Origin of the sequence: Streptomyces sp. NPDC058221 (genome assembly GCF_042882365.1) — a bacterium.
GTDB lineage: Bacteria > Actinomycetota > Actinomycetes > Streptomycetales > Streptomycetaceae > Streptomyces.
This window is the reverse complement of the sequence record NZ_JBHVWF010000004.1, coordinates 16,419-32,955: the sequence shown is the minus strand read 5'-3', so window position 1 is coordinate 32,955 and position 16,537 is coordinate 16,419. Positions and strand designations below refer to the sequence as shown.

Here is a 16,537-nt window from a genome sequence, read left to right as displayed (position 1 = left end):
CCCGTCAGACTCGTACGCATGACTACTGCGAAGACCAAGATCACGCGCATCAATCCCGCTCCCCTGCACGAGACGCCCGGCTATCACCACATCACCGTCGTCGAGACCGGCCGGACGGCCTATCTCGCCGGACAGTGCCCGCTCGACGGCAGCGGTGCGCTCGTCGGGGAGGGGGACCTGGAGCGGCAGATCGACCAGGTGGCCGCGAACGCGATGACCGCGCTGGCGGCGGTGGGCGCCGGGCCGCTCGACGTCGTCCGTTCGGTGATCTACGTACGCAGCGACGAGCAGCCCGCCCTGGGAGCGGCCTGGCAGCGGCTGACCGACTCGCCTCTCGGCCCGGCGTTCACCACTGCCAGCACCCTGCTGGGCGTCGCCCAACTCGGCTTCACGGGCCAGCTCGTGGAGGTGGACCTCACGGTGGCGCTGCCCGACTGAGGGCGCGCGCCAGTCCCCTGCTCCGGCTGAGGGCCGTCAGTCGACCCGCCTGGCCAGCACCTGCCCCGGCCAGGTCCCGGCCAGGAAGGGTTCCGTGGCGGTGAACCCGTTGCGCTCGTAGTACGCCACCAGCTCGCCTCCGCCACCCGCCCAGCAGTCGACCCGCAGCAGCCCCACACCGGCCCGACGGGCTTCCTCGACGGCATGGGCCAGCAGTACCGCGCCGATGCCCTGTCCGGCGTGCTTTCGATCGCTGACCAGGAGCCGGATGTAGCGCTCCGGCTCGTCGGCCGTGGGGATCGGCACCTGTGGATTGGGACCGGAGTCCAGGACGAGGGTGCCGACGGGCGTGCCGTCCAACTCCGCGATGTACGAGTCGTTCACGGTCGTGTACCGCTCGACCCGCTCAGGCCCGCCGGGGATCTGGGAGTACGGCTTCGTGCCCCATTGCTGGGTGTTGCCGCGCGCGTTCATCCAGGCCACGGCGGCGTCGAGCATGTCGAGAACGATGGGTGCGTCGGCAGGGCTTCCCCGCCTGATCTGTATGGCGTGCGCGCTGTGATTCACGCCGGGATTCTAGGCACGCGCCCGTTGCCGGTGATAGGTCAGCATGGCGAGAACGAGCAGGAGGAACGGAAGCTCGGCGAGGGCGCCGAACTGGCTGTCGGTGAAGTTGAAGATCTGCGTGACGAACAGGTTGAAGAGCAGCGCCGTCGTGAACCACCCGTAGGCGGCCTGGCGACTGCTGCGCCATCGCACGGCACCGACCACCACGATGACGGCCTCCAACGTGCGGGTGACGGCGCTCGCGATCACGGCCTCGGCCTGATGCCCTGGCGGTGGTGCATGGCCGGCAATCACGGGCAGAGCCTGGTCGACGAACACCGTGGCGGCGATCAGGCGGGAGAACACGAACAGCCCGAAGACGAGCACGATGAACCAGCCTTGTCCGGCCAACCACGCTGTCACGCCTGCCAGTCGTCGAACCAGCGGCTGCACCGACCAGCGCTGGGGACGGGCGGGGGCGGCGTCAAGGAGCTGCTGGACCAGTTGCGCAGTTTCTCCCTCCTGGCCGTCCAGGATCCTCTGTGCCGAGGCCCGCCTGGCCGGGGTCAGACCGGAGCTCAGCCCGGCCGCAGCCACGGCTGCGGCGCCTGCGATGTCTCTTCCGGCCCGTGCGGCACCTGTGTCGCGTACCTGGGCCGCCAGCAGCAGCAAGCCGGCGAACAGGAGATAGATGATCGCGGCTGCGGGCCGGAAGAAGTAGTCGTTCTTCTGAGTGATGAACTTGCCGACCTCGTCCACGAAGAGGCCGAACCCGACACCGCCGAGCAGCGCGGTCCACGTACGGGCGGCCGTGTCCGTGAACATCAGGGCCGTCAGCAGCCCGGCGAGCATGAGCATTCCGCCCCACAGTGCGTGGGCGATGTGGAGGGTGCCGTTCCCTACTTGCGGATAGCCCGTCGCGGCCAGGTACGACCTGGTGACCAGCACCGTGGCGATACCGGCGGCCAGCAGCAGATGGACGTCCCTGACGCCGCCCGCAGTCCGCGCCCAGCGCCGCCCTCGGGAGAACACACTCACACTCAACCTCTGGTGTCGGGAGGACTGTCCTGACTCATCCTGTCTCATAGCTGCTCGATGGACGGGACGTTCAGGACGGCACCGACACCCTCGGTTCGCAGAAGCCGGGACTCCGGTTGCGGCCTCAGGAATCCCGCCGCTGTGGAGTCACACGTGGAGTCACACTGAGAACGTGACCCCGGTGAGCTCCTCGGAGACGGTCCACAGGCGCTGCTGGACGGCCCGGTCGTGGGAATCGGGGCTGGAGGCGACCAGCTTCGGGTAGCCGCGGATCTCGCCCCGGCCGGCGGGGCCGTAGTACTGGCCGCCGATGACGGCGGGGTCGGTGGCGGCGCGCAGGGTGGGCAGGGCGCCCATCTCGGCCTTTTGGGTGAGCAGCGGCGCGAGCCAGGTGACGGGCACCCGAAGCGCAGCGGGGGTGTTGCGGGTGAGTTCGGTGTTGGACACGCCGGGGTGGGCCGCCACCGCGACCGTGGTGCCGTGCGGTGCGAGTCGGCGTTGCAGTTCGTACGTGAACATCAGGTTGGCGAGTTTGGCCTGGCCGTAGGCGGCGGTGCGGCTGTACGAGCGCTCCCACTGGAGGTCGTCGAAGTGGATGGCGGCCCGGATGCGGTGGCCGGTGCTGCTGACCGTGACGACGCGGGAGCCGGGGACGGGCAGGAGCCGGTCCAGCAGCAGGCCGGTCAGGGCGAAGTGGCCGAGGTGGTTGGTGCCGAACTGCAGCTCGAAGCCGTCGGCGGTGGTCTGCTTCGGGGTGTACATCACGCCCGCGTTGTTGATCAGAAGGTCGATGCGCGGGTGGGCGGTACGCAGGTCGGCCGCTGCGGACCGGATCGAGTCCAGGGAGGTCAGGTCGAGGGCCTGGACGGTGACGTCGCCGGTGATGCGGCCGGCTGCCCGCTTGCCCTTCTCGACGTCGCGGACGGCCAGGACCACCGCCGCCCCGCGCTCGGCGAGCATCCGGGCGGTCTCGAAGCCCAGCCCGGTGTTGGCGCCGGTCACGATCGCCACCCGGCCGTGCTGGTCGGGAATGTGCTGCTCGGTCCAGTCGGCACTCATCACTGACTCCTAAAAAACCATCGGTCTGTTAACAACAAACGTAAGAGACCGGCGGTCTACTGTCAAGGGACCGGTGGTCTTTAAGCTAGGCTGGGGGCGTGACATTCCAGCGGGCGCGAAGCGAGGAGCAGCGGGAGATCCGCCGCCGGGCGATCCTGGACACGGCGGCGGCGATGCTCGACGAGATGCCGGTGGCCGAGGTGAGCCTCAACGAGCTCAGCCGACGGGTGGGCCTGGCCAAGTCGAACGTCCTGCGCTACTTCGAGTCACGTGAGGCGGTACTGCTGGAACTGCTGGACGACTTCCTGGGGAACTGGCTGGCCGAGCTGGAGAGTGAGCTGGCCGAGGGCATCGAGGCGCACGCGTCACCGGACGTGCGAGCCGGTCAGCTGGCCGAGATCCTCAGCCGGTCACTGGCGGACCGGGTGGTGCTGTGCGACCTCTTCGGCGCGCAGGGCGGCGTCCTTGAACACAACGTCTCGGTCGAGGTGGTCAAGCGCCACAAGCGCTCCTCCCTCACCCGGCTCGCGGCCATGGTCGAGCTCGTGCGCCGCCACGTGCCCGAACTCGGCGACGACGCGCAGCTGTTCTGCCTGATGAGCCTGGTCTCGGCGGGCGCCCTGTCGGCGTACGTCCCACCGCCACCCAGCCTCCTCGCCGCCTACGCGGACGAGCCCGCCCTCGCCGTGCTCCACCTGGACCTGCGGGACGCCCTGCGAGCCTCCTTCACCTCGACACTCCTTGGCGTACTGCCGCGCGCCTGAGCCTTCCCGCCCCGCGCTCAGGATGCTCGTACCCGGCCAGGTCCAGCCAGGAGGTCGGCCAGACTGCCGTCACTGACCGGCGACTCCTCGATCCCAGCGCCGTCGTGCGCAAGCCGCCCCGCTTCCTCAAGTCTGGAACAGTGCGTCCATCCATACGTCGCCGGGCGGTGGCACGAAGAAGTACCCACCCCCGGTGGTGAGCACGTACTTGACCATGGCATCACCCATAGCTCACCGTGTTCCAGCTACCGGCATACGCCCCGGACCCCAACCCGCAGGAGGGCAACAGGTCCCTGGTCAAACGCGACATCGGCAACCTGTCCGCCGGATGTTGCAGTACAGGCCGGAGGCGCTCGACGGATGCCTGGCCGGCACCGGCTTGCCCCTGTCGGGGTGATCATCAAAAGATGCCAAAGAAGCGATCCGACCAACTGGGCCGCTGAATGTGCCGGGGCAGTCGGCTCGGCCCGTCGTAGTCGCTCTCCAGCAGTTCCTCGGCAACCACGACATAGCCAAGCTCGACCAGCGCCCGGTTGACCTTGGCAAGGTCCGCGCCGTCCAGCTCACCCTCGTCCTGAGCGTCATTCGTTCCGAGGAACGCGCCCGGGTTGTCGGCGCAGACGAGAGCCAGTGACCCGAACTTGCTCACGCAGACGACGATCCGGGTGCCGCATACGGTTGCGTTCCCGGGCACGACGACGCGTCCGTACTCGCTTGAGTCCTGGGTGTCCTGCTCGGCCGCGCAGCGAGCTGCGAAGTCACCTTCGAGCCGGGCCACCAGAACACCGAAGCGGACAGCGGCCTCGCCACGGTCATAGTGCTGCGGCCACTCCAGCCACTCCGGATCATCGAGCTCGCGCAGCAACACCAACAGGTCCGCATCGCTCTCGGTCATGCGCTCATCTTGACGCAGGGGCCATCTGCTGAGCAGCACGGGTCACCACACTCACCGTTCCACGGCATCGCCCATTCAAGTTCAGTAGCAATTTACATTCCGCCATTCAAAATACCGCGACGACAATACAGCGAGATTATGCCAGTCCTGGTACTCGCAAGCGGAGGCTGACGAAGTCTCCGTGGGTACACACTGGACCGGTGCTGACAACGACCGTTCCCGAGAAGATCTCGTAAGGCCATTCATCTCTGCTTTCGGGCTCAGCTCCGGCTCCACTGACAAACCCCCTCAAAAACCAGCCCGGACCGTCACATCCGATAACCTTCACTTTCCTGATGCCCGATTTCCCGGTACCCATTTCCACCGGAACAGATGCCCTAATTTCCAGCCCAGCCCTACCGCCGAATTCATTCACCGCACAACCCTGGGCGCGCAGTTTATTTACCATCTCCAAACGGAATAGATCCCATGACTCCCCTCCCTTAGTGATATAGGCCTGCAGCTGTATTGCAGTCCCACCTTTCTTCAAAGTGACAGCGACCGTGTCCGACCCGGTCTCCATTGCTTTAATTTCCATATGCTCAAAAGCCGGGACCCTAACCCCTCCCAGATCGACCAATCCAACCAAAGGTGCAGCATATTCACTGACATCCCATGGGCCATACCCTCTCCCTCTTCGCGAAACGCCACCATCTCCAAGGAATTCGAGACACAGCTGCTCCGCCAAATCGAACAATCTGCCAAGACTCTCAGCAGAAATGGACTCTTCTGTAACCAGGGCCGACAACACACGCGTCGAGTTCAGCAGGGAGAAGAGACCCTCGGATTCTGCTCTCTTGGCCGCGGAAACATCACCAAGAGATGCCTCGGACCACGTCAGCAGGTCTTTTCGCGAGAGGGAGGGAACGGAACCCCCCAATATCTCAGCCGTTGGAATACCGTCACTCCAGCGTCCATGGGCAATGACCAGAACCGCAACTCTGATCATCAGGGCCGGAGTTACGCGGTTGGTTACGTCCTCCTCAGCCGCGAGCGAGAGCTCCGGGAGAATCGTTCCTGTTTCCGTGAAATTATTTAATATTTCTCTCGCGACACTTTTAGCGTCCCCGCCACCATCTATTGACATACCGAGATCCTTTCCACGCGACCATCCCTAGAGCAACTATCGCCTCTGCGACGCCATGACTTCCGGGGCCCTGCGGGCCGTCTATAACCTTCTGGACAGCCCCCGGCGTGGTCCCCGCCCAGTATGACGACTGGCGGTGCTTCACCACGGGCTCTCCAGAATCTTGCGGTTTGCCGGTCCGGTGAAGTGCATGGGCATCTGAGGTTGTGCGGGGTTGTTGCCGTCGCAACTGCCGTCAGGCGGTTCAGCCCAGGTGCGGTTTTTCGCGCGGTTCCAGGAAGTGTTGGATCCTGAGTCGTTGGGTGTGGTGCATCGGCAGCTGCTCGATCTCTTCCGGCGGCACGAACCGGAGTTCGGTGGACTCGTCGGAGATCTCCAGCCGGCCGCCAGTGATGCGGGCGGTGAAGCAGATGTTGAACTGTCGGCGGACCTCGCCGTCGGTGTAGGCGATGATGTGTTTCGGGTCGGTGTACGTGCCGACCAGGCCGCTGATTTCCAGGTCGAGGCCGGTCTCCTCTTTCACCTCACGCACTGCCGTGCCTGGCAGGGAATCGGTGAGGTCCATTCCGCCTCCGGGCAGGGCCCATAGGTCGTTGTCGCTGCGGCGCTGGAGGAGGATGCGTCCGTGGTCGTCGGTGACGACGGCGGATGCGGCGACGACCATGCTGTTCGTCTTGGGCGCGATGGGGTCGTCGTAGTACTCGGTGCGGGCCACGGTCAGGTCAGCCTTCCTCTCGTACGGGGGTTGTCGTCGTCCACACGGCGTCGAAGCTGTCGGCGTAGGTGTCGAACATGCCGCCTGTCTCGTGACGGCGAAGATGCCATACGGGGGCGGCGTACGTTGACGCCCCCGACATGGGCATTGACGAGTTGCTGATCGTCGGCGCGGTAGAGGGAGTTGTAGAGCGTGGTGCCGTGGGTGCGGACTTCGATGCCGGGGGTGTCGGCGAGCGGCTTGTAATGCATGAGCGCGAGGCGGCAGCGGGATTCGATGGCACGCGAGGACTTCGCCGAACCGCAGGACTGGGTCCTGCGGCACTGCGGCCAGAACCCGTCCCACCACACCTACCGGGAGATCATCACCCGCCCCTGCCGGACCTGGCGCCAGGATTGATCCGGGTCACTCGCCCAGGCGCCGCACCGCACTGACCCACCCGACTCCCGTCCCTGCCGGGTGCAGCCGACCGAGACTCCCCTGCACTCGTGAACCCCCGCGACCTGAAGTTTCCTACTGTCCTATCAAGCCCGGAACAGGGCATCCACCCACGCGTCGCCGGGCGGTGGCACGAAGAAGTACCCACCCCCGGTGGTGAGCATGTACTTGGCCATGGCCTCACCCTCCAGCCGCTTCTGCACAGCCTCGAACCCCTTCGCCAGATCCCGCTGAAAGCAGGAAAAGATCAACCCAGCGTCCCCGTCACCACGGTCATAGCTGTAACCACGGCGCACGATCGCCGGCGGATCACGACGGTCAGGAGCCGCAAGCCGCACATGCGAATCAAGCGGCGTGAACCTCCCCTTGGGATCGGCAGCAAAATTGGGCTGCTCCCCGTCCGGCGTCCCATCTAGCCAACGCCCGTCCCTACGACGGCCGATGATGCGTTCCTGCTCATGAACGGAGTCCTTGTCCCACAACTCGGTCGCAAGCTGGACGACACGCACGACCTGGTAACTCCCACCGACGGCCCAATCCGGCTCACCCTGATCAGCCCGGACAAGAGCACGATCTGCGACGCCACGGACATCGTCCGGATTCCCGAACCCCTCGGTGAAGTGGAAGGGGTTACGCGCAAGCCCTCTCCCGCTCTCGACTCTGTTCTCGGCGCGGAAACCCTCGATGCGCCAACGCACCCGCCACCCGGCCAACTCCTTCAGAACGCGCTCGGCAGCTGCTGCGATGCTGGTGCGATCCTGCCCGGAAAACTGAATGAGCAGATCCCCGTGCGACCGTGCCGGATCAAGCACATCCCCCGCGAAGACCGGCATAGCGGTCAACTGCCGCGGCCTCGCTTCACCCCTGACGAGGGACGCTCCGAGCCCCACACCGGCGTCCAGCACGTCCGACCGCACAGCATTCACACTTCTCACCACACGCCGCAGGTCCGACTCCAACCCCTCCGTGGCCCGGCTCCCGGCATCAATAGATATGACAACCGTGCGCGGGGCTACAGCACGCTCCAACAGACCCTCAGGAGCGACACGAGCCGAATCCGCCACCGCGTCGAATGCTCGCTTCCCGAGCAACGCGCCACCCCCCGCCAAAGCGACTCCACCAATCACGGAGCCGACCACCACTGAACGTCGCTTCAACACCCCTCCCGGTCTTCGAGCAACCGCGTCATCAGCCGTCTCCAGACGCTCTGCCAGGTCGGCGATCACGGCCAACATCGCCACTTGGGCGTAGATTCACAAATTCCACAACGAGAACGGAGTTACTAACCCGGGGCCCTCGACACGTATCCGCTAGTCTCCCAGGAACCATAAGTAGAGGTACGATCCACCCTCCACTTTCAGGCAAAGTTATTCGATCTCTACCACTGAGCCAACCCCAAGAAGCTCACGCATGGACTGATCGGAAATCTCATTCCGAAGCCTCACCGTCTGCCGCGAGCTGAACATTGTGTCCGCAAACGGCAGCAAGCTCCCCAGGAGAGGAGACCTGTCCGCATCCACGCACCGCAGAGTCTTCATCCAATCCAGCTCAGCCGTTCCGCGTACCAGGATGTCACCAGTTTCTTTGCGCACCTGCATATTAATCATCGAACGCCTCATATTTCCGTGTGAATCGGATCGATCGCACCGTCACGAATCCAAACCGTGATTCACACAGAGGGTTCCCGTTCCGGTCACATCCGACTGACCTCATTATGCTAGCCGCTGTTAGGCAGCCGACGCCCAACTACCCACTCACGAACGACCTCTACTGCGACTTGAACACCGCTCAGGTCGTATAACTGCCGGTGCTCAGAATGTACATCATTTGTCGATAAATCGACCAGGCCAAGCTCCGCACTACCATCCTCCCAAACAGTGACCTCACCGCCCAAATTGCCCAACTCCACGGTCCAGGCAGCGGATTTGTTTGGGAAATCATCACCATCAGGCCGTCTGATCGTTGACTCCGCCCCAACAAGGGGCCCTTCGGGCTGAATTCGCCTTACGACCTCAATCGCGGCGGCAAGAAGTGGCAAGCCCCTTAGCATACGCCCCCCTCAAGAACTGGCGCGTTTGCGTAGCACGCCGTTCACGGTAAACTCATTCCGCCCAGTCCTGTGAATTAAATTGATCCAATTGGGAATCTGCCGACCGCCTCCATTTCACTACCGGATTTATTATTGTAGGCGCTAGGAGAGAGATAGATAAGCCCCCCGCGCCTCCGAACGCCGCATCGTCCTCCCCACCGAATGTGTCAGCTCCCTCAAGATCCGCAAGGAGCGGCAGCAGGACGGACGCCAAACTGCCGAGTCGGGCTGGGCAGGCATCGGCCTCATGTTCATCACCCCGGTCGGCGGCCCCCTGGACCGTGCCGGGATACGCGTGATCCGATTCCACGACCTCCGGCACTCAGCGGCCACCCTCCTCCTGGAACAGAGCGTCGAACTCGTCGCGATCAAGGAACTCTTGGGCCACGCCCACATCGGCGTCACCGCCACCGTCTACACCCACGTACGCATCCGCCTTCAGCTCCACGCCATCGACCTACTCGGCCACGCGCTCGACCGCCCCTGACAGCCAGACGGCGGCGGACGCCGCTGTGTCCGCCGCCGTTGCCGTCAGCTACGGCCGTCAACCCGACGAGAAGCCGTCAGACGATGCTCGACGCGGCCGAGATTCGTTAACGGGAATCAGGTATCGTCCAAGGATCGAGTCCCGGATCGGAATGCAGGCAGACCAGCGGGCGATTCGCGCAGACTGCCAACTCCAGGGAGTCCTCAAAGGTGGAACCGAGCTCCCAAATCCAGCCCATACCAGCAGCAACCATCCTCCCCCCAGCCTCGACGAACACGCTTGAATAACTGAGCCATTCACCGATTGGGAAATAGTCCCCGCCGAGAACGCTCTCCACCTCTTCCGCTAGATCACGCTGCCCTGACCCAGCGGCGAGGGGATCGAAATTGTAAGGCTCGTCATTACTGAAGTTCGGGCCGACTCGATTGACCGGCTCGATCGAGAGCCCTCCCACCGCAGCGAGGATTTCTTCGGCCAATGAGTGAGCCCGGTACCCTTCACCTTCCAACGGCTTTACCCATTGACCGGCGTCAACTTTCCTGTCCGCGCTCCATCCGGACGCAACAAGCGCCCCAAGCAACTCCTCGCTGAGCGAGTCGAATCGCATCATGGATTGATCCCTAGGCTCGGGCCTGACCTCGATATCAAAGATCAGTTATCGAGATTCACCTTCACTGACGGGGCGCAACACAGACCGCAAGCGGTCAATCGCAGCCTGGGCCTCAGCTCTCTCCTCAGTATCAACCCAGCTTCGCCAGAACCAACCGTCTGCGGGCAATGCCACTTCCAGCGCTTGGACAGCAGATGACGCCAGGGCCTGCGCGATTGGTTTTGCTAGCCATTCTGTGATGCCCGGATATTCCTCGTCCCAAGTCAGAGAGTGCCCAGCAGGGATATTTGCCGCAACCACCGCCGCAGCAGCCATCACCTCCTCTGGCAGTACCGAGGAAGAGGAGCTCCCACCCCCCTCAACAGCGGAACGGAACGTGCTCTGCACGACCGCTAGCCGCTGCGGAGCCGACTGTTCTTCCAGCTCATCGAGGAAGTCCTCAGCCGTGTCGCTGTCGAACGGACCTGAACCCCAGGTTCCCATCACTAACTCCAGTTAGAGGCTTGCGGTAGGTATCCGCCGATTGGAACTTCGATCTCTGGGTCTCTTCGGTTAAGGAGAGTTCCACCTCTCGCCTTAACGCCCTCCATCATGGTCTGTTCCATGCGGCGGATCGCCGTCTTGCTTGTCCCGGCAGGCAGACTGAAGTAGGTGACATTCACCACGTCATCCGATGTGTATCCGGCCTTGCGGACCGCATGTTTGGATCGCATCGACTTATTCACTCGCTCTCTAATGCTCGACGTTGAGCTTCCTACATACTTCGTTCCGTCATTGAGGTGAATGGTGTAGATGCCTGGCCCGGTCGGCACATCAAACTTCGTACCCGGCCCACAATTTGAGTTGTGAACCAGCACCGGAGTTTCGCCCGCCAGCACATAGTACGTGTGCGTGCTGAGGTGCTGTCATCTGCATTTTCGCAGGTCAGCGGAATTCGGCCAGTCCGTGGGCGTGCGTCGAAGTGTCGTATTGCGCGTCCCTGTTGCCGTCGGCGTTGCCATCAGACGGCTACGCGCGTGAGGGCGGTGGAGTGGGCTTTGGCCGGTGTCCTGTTCGGGTTGGGGTCGGGCATGGTCAGGGGGCCGTACGCTGGCCGGCAACTCGGGCAGGCTTTGATCCTGCCCTGCGCACCGGCCTCCGCAAGGGTGAACTCCTCTGCCTGCACTGGGAAGACCTCGACCTCGACAGCGGTACGGCCAGCATCCACCGTCCCCTCCGACCGGCGGGCCACTCGACCCCGCCAACATGACCCGCCGCTTCGGCCGGCTCCTCGACCAGGCCGGACTCCGCCGCATCCGCTTCCACGGCCTCCGACACTCGACCGCCACCCTGCTCCTGGAACAAGGCGTCGACCTCGTCGTCATCAAGGAACTCCTCGGCCACGCCCACATCGGCGTCACCGCCGGCGTCTACGCCCACGACCGACTCCGCCTCCAACGCCAAGCCATCGACACCCTCGGCAACGCCCTCAGCCCCACCAGCGACGACCCCGACGACCCACCCGCCACAGCCGTCGTCCGCCGACGTTGCCGTCACCGTTGCCGTCAAACGACCCGAGGGTCCCCTCCGTGCAGAAGCACGGAGGGGACCCTCGCATGTATAGAGCTACCGAATTCTCCATGAGGGAATGACGTAACGGAGCCCCTCAAGAAGCGCAACCTACGCGCCGGTGGGCGGATCCTAAACGTCCAATCCAATCAAATTCGGCCGCTTCTCAGGAGAGCCCCAGTCCAGAATCTTACGAAGCTTCCGAGGCAGATCTTCCTCATCCATCTGCGCTTCGCTTAGATTCACTTCAACGGGCGTTGAGATCTCAAGAATCTCTGCATCCTCAGCGGCGAATTCCAGCGTGAGAACCATATTGGAGAGCCGCACGCTTCGCAGGCATCCGTATACGGTGAAGCCTCGCTCAGTAGAGACGTTGTAGGAATCCATTCCAGACTGAATTTCCTGCTCATCTGGTTCGTACGTGGATCGCTGAAATGAGAACGATCTCGGGGAACCAGACTCGTCCACTCCGGCAACGCCCACCTCAAGGGCCTCTTCGTCCTCGTAATCCTCGAAGAACCCAACCTCTGCGGCGGTCAATCTCATTGTTAGCGCCTCCTCCTTCCGGCTGTCCATGACCCAGCCCCCTTGGCGCCGGACCATTCATACGTGACCGACACCCCCAACTCGCTGACCATACGGTTCATCGCACCCTTACACCGTGAGCAGGGAGGGAGTTGGCCTTGCATCCTAACCGCATCACCGGAACTCAACGGGAACTTGCCAGCGAATGGGTCATTCGGCAGTGAAACCTTCGACCCCGTGGAAGCACCCGCCATGCGCGAGAATCGATGCTCCGTGTGCGTGAAAGCCGAGTTGTTGGGATACCCGAGCCCAGCCTCTTCAGGCGTCATATCGCCGCTCTCCAGCGAGATATCGCTCGTGCTTCCATCTGACGACGTCACAGAGATATCGCACATGTGCCCGTTGCCGCCAGTGTTATGAACCAGGACCGGCATGGCGCCCGCCAGCACATAGTACGTGTGCTACGCGAAGCCTTTGACCTGCCTTTTCGCAGGTCAAGTGCGGTCTGCTGGTCCGGTGAGGTGCGTGGATGTCCGTGGTTGTGCGGGGTTGTTGCCGTCGCTACTGCCGTCAGATGGTTCAGCCCAGGTACGGCTTCTCGTGCTGTTCCAGGAAGTGCTGGAGCCTGAGTCGTTGGGTGTGGTGCATCGGCAACTGCTCGATCTCTTCAGGCAGTACGAACCGGAGTTCGGTGGACTCGTCGGAGATTGCCAGTTGGCCGCCGGTGATGCGGGCGGTGAAGCAGACGTTGAACTGTCGCCGGACCTCGCCGTCGGTGTAGGCGATGATGTGTTTCGGGTCGGTGTAGGTGCCGACCAGGCCAGTGATCTCGACGTCGAGGCCGGTCTCCTCTTTGACCTCGCGGACGGCTGTGCCTGACAGGGAGTCGGTGAGGTCCATTCCGCCTCCGGGCAGGGCCCATAGGTCGTTGTCGCGGCGGCGTTGGAGGAGGATGCGCCCGTGGTCGTCGGTGACGACGGCGGATGCGGCGACGACCATGCTGTTCGGCTTGGGCGCGTTGGGGTCGTCGTAGTACTCGGTGCGGGCCACGGTCAGTCTTCCTCTCGTACGGGGGTCGCGGTCGCCCACACGGCGTCGAAGCTGCCGGTGTAGGTGTCGAACATGCCGCTCTCCTGATGTCGGCGAAGGTGCCACACGGGGGCGGCGTACGCGTTGACGCCCCAGACGTGTGCGTTAACGAGTTGCTGGTCGTCGGCGCGGTAGAGGGAGTTGTAGAGCGTGGTGCTGTGGGTGCGGACTTCGATGCCGGGGGTGTCGGCGAGCGGCTTGTAGTGCATGAGTGCGAGGCGGCAGCGGGATTCGATGCCGTGCCCGAACCGCTCCTCCTGGCCGCGGGCTTGGACGTTGCCGCTGTCAGCGTCCCCGATCGCGATGCGGACGGTGCAGCCTTCGGCGGCGCGTTCGGTGAGGAGTTCGTTCAGCCGCGGGTACGCCTCGTGGAGGAAGACGGCCGCGTAGACGAGGATGTCGATCCGCTCCCGGGCCTGGGCCATCAGGTCGGTGAACGTCGAGACGGGGAGGTCGGCCCGCTGCTCGTAGAGCGCGACCAGTTCAGGGCTGATGGCGCGAGCGGGGCGGGCCTGACGGAGCGCCGGCCAGAGTGCGTGCACGTCTTCTCCCAGGGCCTTGGCCGCCTGGAGGGCTGTGGCACGACGTGGGGTACGCCCGAGGTTCACCCAGCGCTCGACCGACTTGGGGTCAACCTCGACCTGCTGAGCGAGTGCGGCGTACGTCCAGCCTCCCGCCGCCATGACGGCTCGTAGTCTCTCGTTCGGCACGAGTCTCCCCCTTCGTCCCAGGACGGCACTAGGGACGTTCTACACGGTGCGGGACGTCCCGAAGTGGGGTTTGGTGGAGGTTCCTTCGTCCCGGTGACCGGCGTGAGGATCGGTGCCAACCCTGCGGCACCAACAGGCCCAAGGGGCACGCATCAACGCCGCCGAGGAGCGTCACCGTGCGAATGTGCGCCACCCCACGTGTTCCCGCCCTGCGACTGGACGCCCGGCCCCGCGCCGCCTCGCCGGGGTGGTCACGATGACGGCCCCCACCCCTGATGCCGACGGGCACACCGTCTCGCCCGATGCCGGCGCCCTGGTGGTCGACCGGCGAAGCGGCAAGGTGGGCGTGGTGATAGGGCATGTGGGGCCGTACGTGCAGCTTCGGCCACCGCGCGGTGGCCAGGAGTGGGACGTGCCACCCGAAGACGTACGTACGCCGACTCCGACGGAGGAGTTGAGCGCGAAGGTGGCCGTGGCCAACCGGAGGTGGGGACGGTGACCCCGCGCTCGGTCCTGCGCTACGAGACCTGGACGCTCCAGCCCGACCGCGAGCCGGACGCGGAACCGGTCCTGTACGCGATGCAGTGCGCCGTGGACGGAGAGACCTCACCGACGAGCGAGGACTTCGCCGAACCGCAGGAGTGGGTGCTGCGGCACTGCGGTCAGAACCCGTCCCACCACACTTACCGGGAGATCATCACCCGCCCCTGGCGGACCTGGCGCCAGACGTGACCCGCGTCGCTCGCCCAGGCGCCGCACCGCGCTGACCCACCCGACTCCCGTCCCTGCCGGGCGCAGCCGATCGAGGCTCCCCCTCCTCGTCAGCCCCGGCAGGGACGGGCACTCACGTGTGTGCCGTGCCCATGGCTGTGGGAGTTCTGGCCTCTGCCACAGAAAGTCAGCCACGACGGCGGGCGCGCCGACCGATCACCCGCCACGTGTGTCTCGCTCAACCCCGCACCGGCATCAGCCCAGTTATCTCCATCGTCACGGCCCCCAGCTAGGCAGCAAGCATGGGCGTACGGGACTGCGCGAGCCCGCCGGGCGCTTCTCAGGAGCCCGGCCAGTCTGCTGCTGACCGCTCGGACCGGGGCTTCCGATTGGTGGTCCGGCTACGCTCCCGGGCTCTGCGCGCCGAGTGGTCGGCGGCCGTCGCCAGCGGGGCGGCAGACAGGAGCGGGCGGCGGGCACCGACCGCCGGCGCGCGGCGGCCCGCGTCAGCGGGACGCCCTTGATCAAGTAAAGAAACTCTGAACAGCTCACCCACTGATCGAGTTGCCCGGTCGATGGTCAGGGCCGCTGTTGCCGGCGCTTCTTCGATTCGGCCAGCGCGGCGTTCAGCTTCTCGCTCGGCGACATGTCCGGCTCGGCGCCGTCGTCATGCAGGGGTGGCAGGAACAGGCCGCGCCGGCTCTTCTCTCGCTTGATCTTGCGGCGCTCGCTGAAGCCGCTGATGCTCCTCCCGGAGGGCGACCCATCGTTGGTCCAGCTCCGCTTCTCGCGCCAGCAGGTCTTCGTTGCTGAGGTCAGCCCCGCTTCCACGACCTCCGACACTCGACAGCCCCCTTGTTCCTGGAACAGGGCGTCGAACTCGTCATCATCAAGGAACTCCTCAGCCACGCCCACATCGGCATCACCGCCACCGTGTACGCCCACGTCCGACTCCGCCTCCAACGCCAAGCCATCGACACCCTCAGCAACGCGCTCAGCCCCACCGGCAACGACCCCGACGACCCACCCGACACAGCCGTCGTCCGCTGACGTTGCCGTCACCGTTGCCGTCAACGACCCGAGGGTCCCCTCCGCGCAGAAGCGCGGAGGGGACCCTCGCATTTGCCGGGCTACCGAATTCTCCATGATCAGATGACGTGACGAAGTCACGGCTCACGCCTTCATGACCCTTCATTCAGTTGATTCAGATAGCCACCTTGAAGGTATTACCAAAGACCTTCCTGGATGGATTCATCCTCATGCGCAGCTCGTCTAGCCCTCTGTGGCCCTTGCTTTTTACCTTCGGCGCCTGGAGCGGAGAGGGGAACCCCTGCAGTACTTTCTCTGTCAAGCACTGCTTTCAGCCTTCGGAGCATTGCAAGCCATTCAGTGCCTTCCTCCTCCACGCTCCAGTCGTCCCGCAAGTCATTACTTGTGGCGAGTAGGCGAGAAATCGCTTCGAGCGCCAGGGGTGCCAGCTCTTTCGGGATCTGCGGAATCTCACCATTCGGCCCCCACGTCGCAGATTGAAATTCATCGCCGCCCTCAACCCCTCGGACTGTCAACGCAGCGGCAGCGATTGCCAGCTCTGCTCTACCACCATCGATATGCGGGCTGCCGTCGCCCGCCACCGAGGCGAGGGCAGCTCGGATCGTCTGAATCCGCCTAGACAGCGGAGTGGCATCCAAATCACCAGCAAAGTCTGCGGCGCCATCGTTATCGAATGGCCCGTATCCCCATTTCCCCATA

General features: G+C 64.3%; 20 protein-coding genes and 4 pseudogenes. 8 read left to right on the top strand and 16 right to left on the bottom strand.

Going from position 1 to position 16,537, the window contains the following annotated elements; translation table 11 throughout:
• The first annotated feature begins 18 nt into the window (after positions 1-18).
• The gene (locus ACFVW8_RS02575; RefSeq protein ID WP_389685714.1) at positions 19-438 is read left to right on the top strand and encodes a RidA family protein; all 420 of its coding nucleotides are present in this window, start codon (positions 19-21) and stop codon (positions 436-438) included.
• Positions 439-474: 36 nt separating this feature from the next.
• Here ACFVW8_RS02575 and ACFVW8_RS02570 read toward each other — a convergent pair whose 3' ends face one another.
• The 3 genes from ACFVW8_RS02570 to ACFVW8_RS02560 all read right to left on the bottom strand — a co-directional run bounded on the left by ACFVW8_RS02570 (position 475) and on the right by ACFVW8_RS02560 (position 3,081).
• Positions 475-936 carry a GNAT family N-acetyltransferase gene (locus ACFVW8_RS02570; protein WP_389685809.1) on the bottom strand — a complete coding sequence of 154 codons (462 nt, stop codon included), beginning with the start codon at positions 934-936 and terminating at the stop codon, positions 475-477.
• Between the two features lie 78 nt (positions 937-1,014).
• Complete coding sequence (locus ACFVW8_RS02565) at positions 1,015-2,022, bottom strand: hypothetical protein (protein ID WP_389685713.1); 1,008 nt, start codon at positions 2,020-2,022, stop codon at positions 1,015-1,017.
• 159 nt (positions 2,023-2,181) lie between these two features.
• Positions 2,182-3,081, bottom strand: coding sequence for an SDR family NAD(P)-dependent oxidoreductase (locus ACFVW8_RS02560; protein ID WP_389685712.1), 900 nt, complete (start codon positions 3,079-3,081; stop codon positions 2,182-2,184).
• Between the two features lie 98 nt (positions 3,082-3,179).
• Here ACFVW8_RS02560 and ACFVW8_RS02555 point away from each other — a divergent pair, with 98 nt between their 5' ends.
• A complete protein-coding gene (locus tag ACFVW8_RS02555) occupies positions 3,180-3,845 on the top strand; it encodes a TetR family transcriptional regulator (RefSeq protein WP_389685711.1) in 666 nt (221 codons plus the stop codon).
• Positions 3,846-4,245: 400 nt separating this feature from the next.
• Here ACFVW8_RS02555 and ACFVW8_RS02550 read toward each other — a convergent pair whose 3' ends face one another.
• The 4 genes and pseudogenes from ACFVW8_RS02550 to ACFVW8_RS02535 form a co-directional block, all read right to left on the bottom strand.
• Positions 4,246-4,740, bottom strand: coding sequence for a hypothetical protein (locus ACFVW8_RS02550; protein ID WP_389685710.1), 495 nt, complete (start codon positions 4,738-4,740; stop codon positions 4,246-4,248).
• Positions 4,741-4,876: 136 nt separating this feature from the next.
• Positions 4,877-5,866 (bottom strand): DUF3710 domain-containing protein, encoded by a 990-nt coding sequence (locus ACFVW8_RS02545; protein ID WP_389685709.1) that lies wholly within the window; start codon positions 5,864-5,866, stop codon positions 4,877-4,879.
• 244 nt (positions 5,867-6,110) lie between these two features.
• Entirely contained in the window at positions 6,111-6,581 is a 471-nt protein-coding gene (locus ACFVW8_RS02540; protein WP_389685708.1) for an NUDIX domain-containing protein, read from the bottom strand.
• Between the two features lie 7 nt (positions 6,582-6,588).
• Positions 6,589-6,859 (bottom strand): annotated as a pseudogene (locus ACFVW8_RS02535) (XRE family transcriptional regulator); the annotation flags it as partial.
• On the opposite strand from ACFVW8_RS02535, the gene ACFVW8_RS02530 reads away from it, so the two are divergent.
• Positions 6,831-6,980: a hypothetical protein gene (locus ACFVW8_RS02530; protein ID WP_389685817.1), complete on the top strand. Its 150-nt coding sequence runs from the start codon at positions 6,831-6,833 to the stop codon at positions 6,978-6,980. The pseudogene ACFVW8_RS02535 and the gene ACFVW8_RS02530 overlap by 29 nt on opposite strands.
• Before the next feature lie 125 nt (positions 6,981-7,105).
• Here ACFVW8_RS02530 and ACFVW8_RS02525 read toward each other — a convergent pair whose 3' ends face one another.
• A complete protein-coding gene (locus ACFVW8_RS02525; RefSeq protein WP_389685808.1) occupies positions 7,106-8,254 on the bottom strand; it encodes a Dyp-type peroxidase in 1,149 nt (382 codons plus the stop codon).
• 981 nt (positions 8,255-9,235) lie between these two features.
• Between ACFVW8_RS02525 and ACFVW8_RS02520 the strand changes: the two are divergent.
• A pseudogene (locus ACFVW8_RS02520) lies at positions 9,236-9,595 on the top strand (tyrosine-type recombinase/integrase); the annotation flags it as partial.
• A gap of 106 nt (positions 9,596-9,701) precedes the next feature.
• Here the strand turns inward: ACFVW8_RS02520 and ACFVW8_RS02515 are convergent.
• Entirely contained in the window at positions 9,702-10,205 is a 504-nt protein-coding gene (locus ACFVW8_RS02515) for an SUKH-3 domain-containing protein (RefSeq protein ID WP_389685707.1), read from the bottom strand.
• A 45-nt stretch (positions 10,206-10,250) separates the two neighbouring features.
• Positions 10,251-10,688, bottom strand: coding sequence for a DUF4259 domain-containing protein (locus ACFVW8_RS02510; RefSeq protein ID WP_389685706.1), 438 nt, complete (start codon positions 10,686-10,688; stop codon positions 10,251-10,253).
• 628 nt (positions 10,689-11,316) lie between these two features.
• On the opposite strand from ACFVW8_RS02510, the pseudogene ACFVW8_RS02505 reads away from it, so the two are divergent.
• A pseudogene (locus ACFVW8_RS02505) lies at positions 11,317-11,726 on the top strand (site-specific integrase); the annotation flags it as partial.
• Positions 11,727-11,885: 159 nt separating this feature from the next.
• On the opposite strand, the gene ACFVW8_RS02500 reads toward ACFVW8_RS02505, so the two are convergent.
• The 4 genes from ACFVW8_RS02500 to ACFVW8_RS02485 all read right to left on the bottom strand — a co-directional run bounded on the left by ACFVW8_RS02500 (position 11,886) and on the right by ACFVW8_RS02485 (position 14,050).
• Positions 11,886-12,329: an Imm10 family immunity protein gene (locus ACFVW8_RS02500; protein WP_389685705.1), complete on the bottom strand. Its 444-nt coding sequence runs from the start codon at positions 12,327-12,329 to the stop codon at positions 11,886-11,888.
• Positions 12,302-12,673 (bottom strand): hypothetical protein, encoded by a 372-nt coding sequence (locus ACFVW8_RS02495; RefSeq protein ID WP_389685807.1) that lies wholly within the window; start codon positions 12,671-12,673, stop codon positions 12,302-12,304. The genes ACFVW8_RS02500 and ACFVW8_RS02495 overlap by 28 nt, the downstream gene beginning before the upstream one ends.
• A 184-nt stretch (positions 12,674-12,857) precedes the next feature.
• Entirely contained in the window at positions 12,858-13,328 is a 471-nt protein-coding gene (locus ACFVW8_RS02490; RefSeq protein WP_389685704.1) for an NUDIX domain-containing protein, read from the bottom strand.
• 2 nt (positions 13,329-13,330) lie between these two features.
• A complete protein-coding gene (locus tag ACFVW8_RS02485) occupies positions 13,331-14,050 on the bottom strand; it encodes an XRE family transcriptional regulator (RefSeq protein ID WP_389685806.1) in 720 nt (239 codons plus the stop codon).
• A 283-nt stretch (positions 14,051-14,333) separates the two neighbouring features.
• Here ACFVW8_RS02485 and ACFVW8_RS02480 point away from each other — a divergent pair, with 283 nt between their 5' ends.
• Together ACFVW8_RS02480 and ACFVW8_RS02475 are read left to right on the top strand one after the other, a co-directional pair.
• Positions 14,334-14,576, top strand: a complete 243-nt coding sequence (locus tag ACFVW8_RS02480; RefSeq protein ID WP_381286631.1) for a hypothetical protein — start codon at positions 14,334-14,336, stop codon at positions 14,574-14,576.
• Positions 14,564-14,809, top strand: coding sequence for a hypothetical protein (locus tag ACFVW8_RS02475; RefSeq protein ID WP_109886519.1), 246 nt, complete (start codon positions 14,564-14,566; stop codon positions 14,807-14,809). The genes ACFVW8_RS02480 and ACFVW8_RS02475 overlap by 13 nt, the downstream gene beginning before the upstream one ends.
• A gap of 558 nt (positions 14,810-15,367) precedes the next feature.
• Here the strand turns inward: ACFVW8_RS02475 and ACFVW8_RS02470 are convergent.
• Positions 15,368-15,631, bottom strand: coding sequence for a hypothetical protein (locus ACFVW8_RS02470; protein ID WP_389685703.1), 264 nt, complete (start codon positions 15,629-15,631; stop codon positions 15,368-15,370).
• Between ACFVW8_RS02470 and ACFVW8_RS02465 the strand changes: the two are divergent.
• Positions 15,611-15,838 (top strand): annotated as a pseudogene (locus ACFVW8_RS02465) (tyrosine-type recombinase/integrase); the annotation flags it as partial. The gene ACFVW8_RS02470 and the pseudogene ACFVW8_RS02465 overlap by 21 nt on opposite strands.
• A gap of 176 nt (positions 15,839-16,014) precedes the next feature.
• Here the strand turns inward: ACFVW8_RS02465 and ACFVW8_RS02460 are convergent.
• Positions 16,015-16,536, bottom strand: coding sequence for a DUF4259 domain-containing protein (locus tag ACFVW8_RS02460; protein WP_389685702.1), 522 nt, complete (start codon positions 16,534-16,536; stop codon positions 16,015-16,017).
• Between the last annotated feature and the right edge of the window lies 1 nt (position 16,537).